This is a genomic window from Sedimenticola selenatireducens DSM 17993, assembly GCF_000428045.1.
In the GTDB taxonomy this organism is placed as follows: domain Bacteria; phylum Pseudomonadota; class Gammaproteobacteria; order Chromatiales; family Chromatiaceae; genus Sedimenticola; species Sedimenticola selenatireducens.
In genome coordinates, this window is record NZ_ATZE01000013.1 from 174,914 (window position 1) to 184,906 (window position 9,993).

Below are 9,993 nucleotides of genomic sequence, written 5' to 3' on the forward strand. Positions count from 1 at the left end.
TCGCTACGGTTCACCCGGCCAGCTCATCCGCCTCCTGCTCCTCCTGCTCCAACGCCTGTTGGGCCTTGGCATGGTCCCGTGCCAGCAACAGATAGAACGCCGGCAACACAAACAGGGTAAAGAGGGTACCGATACCCAGGCCGGTAGTGATGGTCAGGCCGATATCAAACCGGCTGACCGCACCCGGACCACTCGCGGTCAGCAGTGGGAACATGGCCACGATCAGGGCAACGGCAGTCATCAGAATCGGCCGCAGACGGATGGCAGCCGCCTTCTCCACCGCCTCGCGTTTCGACAGCCCCTCGTTGATCTGTAATTGATTGGCAAACTCCACGATCAGGATGCCGTTCTTGGCCACCACGCCAATCAGGGTAATCAGGCCGACCTGGGTATAAATGTTGACCGAGGCCATGCCCAGGGTAATGAAAAGCATCGCACCGGCAATTGACAGGGGCACCGAGATCAGGATGATTAGCGGATCGCGCCAACTCTCGAACTGGGCAGCCAGCACCAGGTAGATCACCAGCAGTGACAGGAAAAAGGTGACCACCAGGCCACTGCCCTGTTGGGCAAACTGCCGTGAGTCGCCGGCATAGTCATAACTGTAGCCTTTCGGCAGCAACTCCTGCGCCTGGGCTTCAAGGAACGCCAGCGCATCCCCCAGCTTGACCCCGGGGAACATCACCCCTTCCACCGCCACTGAGTTGAGCTGCTGGAACTGGGTCCGTTTTGAGGGCTCGACACTGCTCTCCATACTGACCACACTGGAGAGTGGCACCAGATCCCCGCCGTCGGCACGGATATAGTAATCGTCCAGCATCGCCTCGTTGAGACGGTAGGCCTGCTCGACCTGTGGAATCACCTTGTAGCTGCGGCCATCGAGATTGAACCAGTTGACATAACCACCGCCCAGCATGGTGCCCAGATTGCGGCCGATTTCCGACATGCTGATACCCAGGTCGCCCGCCCGATCCCGGTCGACCAGCAAGCGGGTAACGGGGCGATCTATATCGACCGACTTCTTCAGAAACATAAAACTGCCACTGGCCATCCCGCGACCGATAATCTGGTCTGCCAGTGCAGCGATCTCTTCATAAGTGCGGTCGCTGGTAAGAACAAACTGCACCGGCAGTCCGCCGGACGAACCGGGCAGGCTGGGCCTTGGAAAGGCCACGGTCTGGAAACCCGCCACCTTGTCCAGGGTGGCCTGCACCTCCGGCTGGACCTCCATCTGGGTGCGCTCACGCTGACTGATGGAGGTCATCTTGAAGCCACCGAACACCGTATCCTGGGTACGGCCGAGGATATAGAAGCCATCGTTGAATTCGGGAATCTTGGTAAAACCCTCCTGAATCTGCCGCGCATAGGCGCGGTGATAATCGAGCGTCGCGGTGCGTGGTCCGCTGGCCTGGAAAAACAGGATGCCCTGATCCTCCGTCGGTGCCAGCTCATTCTGGCTGGTGATGAACATCAGGTAGATGGCCGGCAGGGTAAGCAGGGCAAGTATAACGCTCACCGACACGGTGGAGAGCGAGCCATGTAACAGTCGCCGATAGACGTCGGAGAGCCAGTTGAAGAACTTCTCAACCCGCTGCTCAAAGCGTCCCTGGGTGCCGTGAGGCTTCAGCACATGGGCGGAGATCACCGGAGAGAGGGTGAGCGCCACGATGCCGGAGATAATGACCGCACCGGTCAGGGTGAAGGCAAACTCGGTAAACAGCGTACCCACCAATCCACCCATAAAGCCGATCGGCGCGTATACCGCCAGCAGGGTGGTGGTCATGGCAATAATCGGCACCGCCATCTCTCGCGCGCCATAAATGGCGGCATGGAATTTCGTCTCACCCCGCTCGATATGGCGGTGCACATTCTCCACCACGATAATCGCATCATCCACCACCAGGCCGATCGCCAGCACCATGGAGAGCAGGGTCAGCAGGTTCAGCGAGTAACCCAGCAGCAGCATAATAAAGGCACCGCCGATGAGCGAGAGCGGCACCGCCACTGCCGGCACCGCGGCCGCGCGAAACGAACCGAGGGTCAGGTAGACTACGAACAGCACAATCACCACCGCCTCGATAATGGTGCCGTAGACCTCATCAATAGAGTCCTGGATAAAGGTACTGGCGTCATAGGGGATCATTACCTGCATCCCTTCCGGCAACTGGGAGCGGATCTTCGGCACCTCATCATTCACCAGTCCAGCCACGGTCAGCGGGTTGGATCCCGGCGCCTGCTCCACCGCAATGAATACCGCCGGGATACCGCTATACCAGGCGGTCGAGTCGTAGTTCTCAGCGCCCAGCTCGGTGCGTGCAATGTCACCCAGCCGCACCAGGGTACCGTTGCCGCTACGCACTACCAGTCGCTCAAAATCCTCCGCCTGGTTGATATCGGTACTGGCGGTCAGGTCCACCGCCACGTACTTGCCCTTGGTTGATCCCACGCCGGCCAGGTAGTTGTTGGCCCGCAGCACGTTGGCCACATCATCGGCAGTCACACCCAGTGCCGCCATGCGCCGCGGATCAAGCCAGATGCGCATCGCAAACTGCTGACCAAACATGCGCGCTTTGGCTACACCGGGCAACGCCTGCAACTGTGGCTGCACTACCCGGACTACATAGTCGGCAAGCTGTACCCGGGAGATCTCCTGGCTGTAAAAAGCCACATACATCAGGGCAGTGGAGTCACCGGTACTGGACTCGATTACCGGGTCCTGGGCGTCCGCCGGCAATACATTGCGTTTACTGGCTACCTTGGCCTGGATCTCGGCGACAGCCGCATTGGCGTCGTAGTTGAGCTCCATATGCACTTCAATGGCGGAGCTGCCCTGGCTGCTGGTGGAAAACACATAGTCGATACCATTGGCTTCGGCAATCGCCTGCTGCAGCGGGGTCGTGACAAACCCCTTCACCAGATCGGAACTGGCCCCCGGATAGTTGGTGGTCACCTTGACTACGGTACTGTCGATGACCGGATACTGCCGCACCTCCAGCAGACCGAGGGAACGCACGCCGACTATCAGGATCAGCAGACTGACCACGGACGCCAGGACCGGGCGCTTGATAAAGATGTCGGTAAATTTCATTGTTCGGCAACCTTACCGTTGTCCAGCTGCACGGAGTCATCAATGGTAACCGACTGCCCGTCACGCAGCTTGACCAGTCCGGCACGAACAACCTGCTCACCGGCCTCCAGCCCCCGGGTGACCGCCACCCGCCCCTCGCGAACCGCCCCGGTCTCGACCTGGCGTCGCTTCACGCGCAATCCTCCGCTCTCGGTTTTATCGATAACATAGGCAAAATTGCCATACGTGTTGTAGCTGATGGCGGTACGCGGCACCGTCAGCACGGCACTTTCCTGCTGCATCAAGGTCTCGACCTCGGCGAACATGCCGGGACGCAGAAGATTGTCCCGGTTGGGTACCGTGGCCCGGACCCGGATCGAGCGGCTACCCTCGTCGACACCGGCATCAATGGCACTGACGCTACCGATGAACTGGGCGTCCGGATAGGCACCGACCCTCAGCTGCACCGTCTGGCCCGGGGCGACTTTGCTGAATTCACGCTCCGGCAACGCATAGTCCACGTAGAGCGGGTCCAGAGCCTGCAGGCTGACGATCGACGTGCCGGCAGGCAGAAACTGTCCCTGGTCGACCTGGCGGATACCAAGGATGCCGCCGAACGGCGATCGGATCACCTTCTTCTGCACCGTCGCCTGCTGTTGCGCCACCTTGGCCTGGGCACTCTCAAACGTCGCCTTGGCAATATCGAATTCCGATTTGGAAACCGCCTGCTTGGGCATCAGTTCGGCGGTGCGCCGGTACTGCACCTCGGCCAGGCGCTGGTCGGCCTTGAGCGATTCCAGGGTGGCCAGTTCCACCGAATCCTCCAGGCGCAGCAGAACGGCTCCGGCCGCCACCGCCTGGCCGGACTCAAACCCGATCAGACTGACAATTCCCGGCACCTCGTTGGTCACCTGGATGCCACTCTGTGCACGCAGGCTGCCCACCGCGCGCAGCATCGGCTGCCAGTTTTCCTGTTGCACGAGGGCCGAGGCGATGACGGCCGGAGGGCGCGGTGCAGTCAGTTGCGCATTCATCTGCTGGAACTTCTGGTATTTCCAGTAACCGACACCGGCAGCGGCGCCGCCAAACAATAGAAGAACAAGTATCAGCCGTTTAATCATGAACTTTTTCCTGAGAAATTACGGGTAAGGCCGGGTTGCCGGTAGCGTCGCCGGGCATTTCGTCTGGCGGATTTCGCAGGCAACCATGGAACAGCAGGTCGGCTGCCATACGCACGAAACGCTGCGGATCGTCGGCAAAATCAACAAACGGAAAATGGCGCAGCACGTTGCGGCTCTGGAAGAAAAACACGTTGGTACTGATGATCAGGTGCGCCAGCAGGGCCGGATCCAGGTCACGGCGAAACTCCCCGCTCGCCTGACCTTCACGCACGATCTCCACCAACTCGGTAAAGCCTTCGAAAAACACCTGTTCGGCCAGCTCCTTGCCGCCCTCGGGGCTGGACTCCATCACTTCCCGGACCACTAGGCGGGAGACCTGTTCACGGCGCAGCAGGGTTTCCAGATGATGAGACAAGAAGGAGGAGAGTTGCTCGGCTACCGTGCCCCCCTGCACCCGTCCCTGCCGCAACGCCGCGCTGCTGTCACGGCAGGCTTCACGAATCACTTCCAGATAGAGTTCACGCTTGCTGCGAAAATGGTGGAACACGTTAGCCTTGCTCACTCCGGCACTGCGCGCCACCGCACTCATGGAGGTGGCGTCATAACCTTTTTCGGAAAACAGGCCGGCGGCAACATCGAGAATCGCCTGTCCTCCGGGAGAGAGTTGCCCCTCATCCTGTGAACACGCATGGACAGGCCTGGATTGAATATGTGGCATCGGAATCCCTAAAGAACTGACCGGTCGGTCAGGCGTATTCTAGACCGCTTCTCAGGCCGCTACAAGCCCCGCACTTGCGCCCGGCGAAAGACAGGATCCGTAACCACGCGGGATAGGGACATGACGGTTGCCCAGGGTGGCACAGTTGGCGGCGGAGGTCTGGGTGGTGCTATCACAGCCCTTTGAGGATGATCTACAGCAGCGGGATGGCGCTGCTACTCCAGCACTTCCACCACCGAGCCGAGCTTCAATTCGCCAGCCCCGTCATGCAATAGATTCTGGCCAAAGTAGACCTTGTTACCCTCACGCCGATAACGGTTGAGGGTACGCAACGGCTCCACCCCCTTCTCTCCCGTTTCCAGATTGATGGTGGGAATAACACAGCGGGAACAGGGTTTGGCGACCCGAAAGATGACCTTGCCAATGCGGATACGCCGCCAGCCATCCTCGGCGTAGGGTTCGCAGCCGGACACCACCAGGTTGGGGCGGAAACGGATCATCGGCAGCGCTTCATCCAGGCGGCGGTTGAGATCATCCAGCGAGGCCTGGGAGATAAGCAGAAACGGGAAGCCATCGGCAAAACCGACCCGATCCTCTGGAGCGGCATAGGTGGGATCTACCGGTCGCTCGGTCTGTTCCGGCATAAAGAACAGCCGGCAATCCATGCCGAGATAGTGGCTCAGCCAGCTAGCCGGCGCCTCACCGGCACTGCGTGCCAGACACTGGTCCCCCCACACCTGGACTGCCGCTTCAGACACCCCTTCCGGCTCGAAAGCCACATCCAGGTCTGGCATACCGGGCGCCGACAGACGCAGTCCACCCGGCGTGAGGGCCGTGCGGACCAGTGCCATGCGGGGGTGCTGGCGCTGGGTGAGAAACTTTCCGGCCCCATCCACCACCATCCAGTGTCGGTCATAGTGAATGCCCCGGCTATCCACCGGTGCCCGCTCCAAAGAGATACCCCGCAGGGATTTTACCGGGTAAAAAAAGAGTCCGCTGAGGGTCAGTTGGCTCATGAATTCTCCTTTGGGCTGACGGGCAATCGGCACGGATTGGCGTGGAATAGTCGTATTATCCGGACCGGTATAATTTGTCCACAGGGGCTGACGTGATCAGCTTCACAAATATCCTTGAAACCCGCCCTTCATTCTCATGCAAACCTGCCGCCTATAATGGGACAAGAATTGATTGTGAACCAGCCCGCCGGAGAAAAATAATTATGGAGATCATCCCCTACCTGAAGCTGATGGTTCAGAAAAACGGTTCTGACCTGTTTTTCAGCACAGGCGCACCACCCAATTTGAAGGCGGAGGGACGCACCATGCCGATCGGTGACACCCCGATGGCGCACGGCGCGGTACGCAAGCTCGCCTATTCGATCATGAGTGATGACCAGATCTCCGAATTTGAGGGCACCATGGAGTGCAACCTGGCCGTCTCCATGAAGGGGCTGGGACGCTTTCGTGTCAACGTGTTCCGCCAGCGCGGTGATGTGTCGATGGTGATTCGCTATATCAAGGGCGATATCCCGACCATCGAGGAGCTGAATCTGCCGCAGTCACTGAAAGAACTGATCATGATGCCGCGTGGTCTGATCCTGGTGGTGGGCTCCACCGGCTCGGGTAAATCCACCTCGCTGGCCTCCATGATCGACCACCGCAACGCCAGCGCCACCGGCCACATCCTCACGATTGAAGACCCGGTGGAGTTCCTGCATACACACAAAAAGTCGGTAGTGGACCAGCGCGAGGTGGGACTGGATACACTCTCCTACGAGGTAGCGTTGAAAAACGCCATGCGCGAGGCACCGGATGTGATCCTGATCGGCGAGATCCGCGACCGCCAGACCATGCAGCACGCCATTGCCTACGCCGAGACCGGTCATCTCTGCCTGTCCACCCTGCATGCCAATAACGCCAACCAGGCGCTGGACCGCATTGTCAACTTCTTCCCGGACTCGGCCCACCATCAGCTGTTCATGGATCTGTCGCTGAATTTGAAGGCGGTCATCTCGCAGCGCCTGATCAAGAGCAAGGACGGCAAACGGGTACCGGCGGTGGAGATCATGCTGCTCACCACCTTCGTGGCCGAGCTGATCCAGAAGGGCGACATTCACGCCGTCAAGGAGGCCATGGAGCAGGGCAACGAGCGCGGCATGCAGACCTTCGACCAGGCACTCTACAAACTCTACAAGGACGGCAAGGTGACCCTGGAAGAGGCCCTGGCCAATGCCGACTCACGCAACAATCTGTCACTCAAGATCCGGCTCTCGGAGAGCGGCAGTGTGGAGGGTGGCGGCGCCATGGCCATCTCTGATGAGGAGTTCTTCTGATCCCGGCGGCCACGGATCGGCGCCCAAGCATGCAAAACTGGACGGTCTATATCCTCCACTGCGGAGACGGCAGCCTCTACACCGGCATCACCACCGATCTCGAGCGGCGCCTGCACGAGCACAATCACGGCTCGAAAGGCGCCAAATACACCCGGGTGCGGCGCCCCCTGACCCTCGCCTACCAGGAGTCCGCAGACTCCCGCGCGGCCGCCTGTCGACGGGAATGGGAGATTAAACAGCTGAGCGCGACCCAGAAGCGCCGCCTGATCTCTGCGCGGCCGGACAATTCGCGCTAGAATAGTGTTTTTTCCTCCCGCTCTCTAAGCCATGACTGAAACCGCCAACGATGCCACGACACCCTGCTGGATCTACCGCAGCAGTAAAAAAGACGAGATGTATCTCTATCTCGCCCGCCAGGACGCCTTTGAGGACATTCCAGAGGCGCTGCTGAAACGCTTCGGCACCCCGCTGCCGGTAATGGAGCTGGAGCTGCATCCCGACCGCCATCTGGCACGCGAAGATGTGAACAAGGTAATCGGCAACCTGCGCAACATCGGCTACCATCTGCAGATGCCGCCCAACCTGGTGCCCGATCTGTACGACGGCGAGACTATCTAACCCGACCCGGGCGTTGTAGATCTTTCACAACGACGACTACAGGCCAAGCTCTTCCCAATACAGTGCCGGTTTTTCTGTTTCATAATCTTTGCACCCAGGCAATAGCAACTCCAGGTTTAACCCATGCGTGAAATCATCCTGCTCAACGTCACCGGCAAGGATCACCCAGGCCTGACCGCCTCCCTCACCGGGGTACTGGCTGATCACCGGATCAATATCCTGGATCTGGGACAGGCGGTGATCCACGATCACCTGTCGCTGGGCATGCTGCTGGAGATCCCGCCCGAGGCCCAGTCCGGCCCGGTGATCAAGGATCTGCTGTTTCAGGCCCACCAGCTGGGCCTGCAGATCAACTTTACCCCGATCGACGAGGAGGCGTACGAGACCTGGGTCAGCCACCAGGGCAAGCTGCGCTATATCGTCACCCTGCTGGGCCGCAAACTGAGTGCCAGCACTATCGCCCACGTGGCCCAGGTGGTCTCCGGTCACGGCATGAACATTGACGGCATCACCCGGCTGTCGGGACGCTTCTCTCTGCGTAGCGCCAACCCGCACCGCCGCGCCTGCGTTGAATTCACGGTGCGCGGCGAACCCGCCGACCTGGGTGCGTTACGCCAGGACCTGTTGGAGATCAGTAGCCGGGATGCAGTGGATGTGGCGTTCCAGGCGGACGACCTGTACCGCCGCAACCGCCGCCTGATCGTATTCGACATGGACTCCACGCTGATCCAGGTGGAGGTGATCGATGAGCTGGCCAAGGCCGCCGGGGTGGGCGACGCGGTGGCCGCCATCACCGAGTCGGCGATGCAGGGAGAGATCGATTTCAACGAGAGTTTTCGCCGCCGCATGGCCCTGCTCAAGGGGCTGGACGAGTCGGTCCTGGCGGGGATTGCGGAGCGGCTGCCGATCACCGAGGGCGCCGAGCGCCTGATCTCCAACCTGAAGCGGCTGGGTTATCAGGTTGGCATCCTGTCCGGCGGTTTCAGCTATTTTGCACGCCACCTGCAGGAAAAACTGGGCGTTGACTTCTTCTCCGCCAACGAGCTGGATATCCGCAACGGCAGGCTTACCGGCGAGGTAAAAGGCGAAATCGTCAATGGCGCCCGCAAGGCCGAACTGATGCAGCAGATGGCACGCGACCGCGGCATCAGCCTGGAACAGGTGATCGCCGTGGGCGACGGCGCCAATGACCTGCCGATGTTGAGCCTGGCCGGCCTCGGCGTCGCTTTCCACGCCAAGCCGGTGGTGCGGGAAAACGCCCGCCACGCCATCTCCACCCTGGGACTCGATGGCATTCTCTATCTGCTCGGTGTACGTGACCGCGAGGTCAAATGAGCTATTCTTTCAGCACAACCTGGAAAAAACCGATGAAACCGATAGCAAAACTGATCGCAACCACCCTGCTGGGCCTGGCTGCCACCAACGTCGTGGCGGGGGAACTCATCACCGTCTACAAATCGCCCACCTGCGGCTGCTGCAGCGCCTGGATTAAACACTTGAAGGCCAACGGATTCGAGGTGCAGGCCCATGACACGTCCCGCATGGATCAGGTCAAGCAGTCACTCGGGGTGAGACCGCAACACGCCTCCTGCCATACCGCCGAGGTCTCCGGCTATGTGATCGAGGGACACGTGCCGGCCAATGATATCCGCCGCCTGCTGCAGGAAAAACCGGCGGTTGCCGGACTGACCGTGCCCGGCATGCCCATGGGTTCGCCCGGCATGGAGGGAGCGCGCAAGGACCCCTACCAGGTGCTCACCTTTGATGGCGCGGGCAACAGCCGGGTGTATGCCGACTATTGAAGCCTGGCGCAGGTAGCGTCACGAAAGGATGGCAGACGTAGTAGGCGTAGGTCGTAGGTCGATGAGATAGCCTCCTCCCCCCCGTACTGGCGTCGATGCGCCATGATGGAAGAGAACCAACCATCAAAGGTGGAGGAGAAGGCCATGAAACAGCTTATGACAATCGGTTTGGATTTGGCAAAGAATACGTTTTTTATGGTAGCACTGAACAGTGCAGGTCAGCAGTAATGGCGCAAGAAGCTCCGTCGTAAGCAGCTGCTGAGCCACTTTGCCCAGCACCCCCCATGCCGTGTGGCGATGGAGGCCTGCGCCGGCGCCCACTACTGGGCCAGAGG

The 9,993-nt window shown here is 60.1% G+C and carries 10 protein-coding genes; 5 read left to right on the top strand and 5 right to left on the bottom strand.

The genetic code is table 11. The annotated features are described in order from the left end of the window. Nucleotides 1-10: 10 nt before the first annotated feature. The 4 genes from A3GO_RS0112540 to A3GO_RS0112555 all read right to left on the bottom strand — a co-directional run bounded on the left by A3GO_RS0112540 (nt 11) and on the right by A3GO_RS0112555 (nt 5,922). Nucleotides 11-3,088, bottom strand: coding sequence for an efflux RND transporter permease subunit (locus A3GO_RS0112540; protein WP_029133689.1), 3,078 nt, complete (start codon nt 3,086-3,088; stop codon nt 11-13). Continuing rightward, on the bottom strand, nt 3,085-4,188 hold the full coding sequence (locus tag A3GO_RS0112545) for an efflux RND transporter periplasmic adaptor subunit (protein ID WP_029133690.1): 1,104 nt from the start codon (nt 4,186-4,188) through the stop codon (nt 3,085-3,087). Before A3GO_RS0112545 ends, A3GO_RS0112540 begins: the two co-directional genes overlap by 4 nt. Further along, a complete protein-coding gene (locus tag A3GO_RS23745) occupies nt 4,181-4,906 on the bottom strand; it encodes a TetR/AcrR family transcriptional regulator (RefSeq protein ID WP_084610040.1) in 726 nt (241 codons plus the stop codon). Before A3GO_RS23745 ends, A3GO_RS0112545 begins: the two co-directional genes overlap by 8 nt. Before the next feature lie 215 nt (nt 4,907-5,121). Beyond that, nucleotides 5,122-5,922: an MOSC domain-containing protein gene (locus tag A3GO_RS0112555; RefSeq protein WP_029133691.1), complete on the bottom strand. Its 801-nt coding sequence runs from the start codon at nt 5,920-5,922 to the stop codon at nt 5,122-5,124. 203 nt (nt 5,923-6,125) lie between these two features. Between A3GO_RS0112555 and A3GO_RS23750 the strand changes: the two genes are divergently transcribed. The 5 genes from A3GO_RS23750 to A3GO_RS0112580 all read left to right on the top strand — a co-directional run bounded on the left by A3GO_RS23750 (nt 6,126) and on the right by A3GO_RS0112580 (nt 9,658). Continuing rightward, nucleotides 6,126-7,238, top strand: coding sequence for a PilT/PilU family type 4a pilus ATPase (locus tag A3GO_RS23750; RefSeq protein ID WP_051302244.1), 1,113 nt, complete (start codon nt 6,126-6,128; stop codon nt 7,236-7,238). 29 nt (nt 7,239-7,267) lie between these two features. Next, a complete protein-coding gene (locus A3GO_RS0112565) occupies nt 7,268-7,534 on the top strand; it encodes a GIY-YIG nuclease family protein (protein WP_029133692.1) in 267 nt (88 codons plus the stop codon). 31 nt (nt 7,535-7,565) lie between these two features. Beyond that, on the top strand, nt 7,566-7,856 hold the full coding sequence (locus A3GO_RS0112570; protein WP_037375282.1) for a YcgL domain-containing protein: 291 nt from the start codon (nt 7,566-7,568) through the stop codon (nt 7,854-7,856). A gap of 123 nt (nt 7,857-7,979) precedes the next feature. Continuing rightward, nucleotides 7,980-9,191 (top strand): phosphoserine phosphatase SerB, encoded by a 1,212-nt coding sequence (serB, locus tag A3GO_RS0112575; RefSeq protein WP_029133694.1) that lies wholly within the window; start codon nt 7,980-7,982, stop codon nt 9,189-9,191. Nucleotides 9,192-9,223: 32 nt separating this feature from the next. Next, on the top strand, nt 9,224-9,658 hold the full coding sequence (locus tag A3GO_RS0112580) for a DUF411 domain-containing protein (RefSeq protein ID WP_029133695.1): 435 nt from the start codon (nt 9,224-9,226) through the stop codon (nt 9,656-9,658). Between the two features lie 123 nt (nt 9,659-9,781). On the opposite strand, the gene A3GO_RS26845 is transcribed toward A3GO_RS0112580, so the two are convergent. Then, nucleotides 9,782-9,993: hypothetical protein (locus tag A3GO_RS26845; RefSeq protein ID WP_211245093.1), on the bottom strand; the 212-nt coding region annotated here is incomplete at its 5' end.

Excerpts from the sequence above, each read along its gene's own strand:
- A3GO_RS0112540 (WP_029133689.1), bottom strand. The coding sequence starts at position 3,088 with ATGAAATTTACCGACATCTTTATCAAGCGCCCGGTCCTGGCGTCCGTG.
- A3GO_RS0112545 (WP_029133690.1), bottom strand. The coding sequence starts at position 4,188 with ATGATTAAACGGCTGATACTTGTTCTTCTATTGTTTGGCGGCGCCGCT.
- A3GO_RS23745 (WP_084610040.1), bottom strand. The coding sequence starts at position 4,906 with ATGCCACATATTCAATCCAGGCCTGTCCATGCGTGTTCACAGGATGAG.
- A3GO_RS0112555 (WP_029133691.1), bottom strand. The coding sequence starts at position 5,922 with ATGAGCCAACTGACCCTCAGCGGACTCTTTTTTTACCCGGTAAAATCC.
- A3GO_RS23750 (WP_051302244.1), top strand. The coding sequence starts at position 6,126 with ATGGAGATCATCCCCTACCTGAAGCTGATGGTTCAGAAAAACGGTTCT.
- A3GO_RS0112565 (WP_029133692.1), top strand. The coding sequence starts at position 7,268 with ATGCAAAACTGGACGGTCTATATCCTCCACTGCGGAGACGGCAGCCTC.
- A3GO_RS0112570 (WP_037375282.1), top strand. The coding sequence starts at position 7,566 with ATGACTGAAACCGCCAACGATGCCACGACACCCTGCTGGATCTACCGC.
- serB (WP_029133694.1), top strand. The coding sequence starts at position 7,980 with ATGCGTGAAATCATCCTGCTCAACGTCACCGGCAAGGATCACCCAGGC.
- A3GO_RS0112580 (WP_029133695.1), top strand. The coding sequence starts at position 9,224 with ATGAAACCGATAGCAAAACTGATCGCAACCACCCTGCTGGGCCTGGCT.